At 43.9% G+C, this 670-nt stretch carries 1 protein-coding gene; it reads left to right on the plus strand.

The window, feature by feature from the left end:
• The coding region (locus tag HC733_RS22535) for a transposase (RefSeq protein ID WP_238937673.1) at positions 1–652 on the plus strand (652 nt) is incomplete at its 5' end.
• Positions 653–670: the final 18 nt, after the last annotated feature.

Below are 670 nucleotides of genomic sequence, written 5' to 3' on the forward strand. Positions count from 1 at the left end.
TATTAGCCGTGTCCGTGGTACAGCCCATCTCAAAACAGAGCACAGTGATGAATTCGTATCTTGCCAATCATTGTTCAAAAGCAACGCTCGAAAAAGCCATTTTCTGGGCGCAACCGAGTTAACCAAAGGCACCCGATATCAAACACATGCAGTTTTAGTGGGTAAAGGCCATAAGCTGTTGAAAAGAGATAAGAACAGAACCTACAAAGAGCCCTGGCTGCTGGTGTCCTCACTACCCAAAAGACACAACTTTCTGGAAAAAGTGATCAAGTTATACAGTATGAGAATGCAAATAGAAGCCGGGTTTAGAGATCAAAAAAGTGTTCGCTTTGGGCTGGGCTCCGATCTGCACAGAACAAGCAAACTCAACCGATTGAATATATTATTGTTACTCGCCACATTGGCTCACTGGTTTAGCATGATCCTGGGCGCGGTGATAGACAAAGCGGGAAAAACAGGCGCTTTTCAGGCGAACTCAACCAAAAACAGGCGAGTCGTATCCTGGGCGTTTGTGGGGCTTCGCTACTTCAATAAGCAACCCTTCAAATTGTATAAGCAAGACTATATGGCGGGGCTCCGGCATTTTAAGAAAACCATCACTGACTTGAATTGGCAAAATTTGGATGTTAGTGATGTGTTTGAATTTAAATGATTATTTATGGGGATCCCT

It is taken from the genome of Pseudoalteromonas sp. S16_S37 (assembly GCF_014694405.1).
Classification (GTDB): Bacteria; Pseudomonadota; Gammaproteobacteria; order Enterobacterales; family Alteromonadaceae; genus Pseudoalteromonas.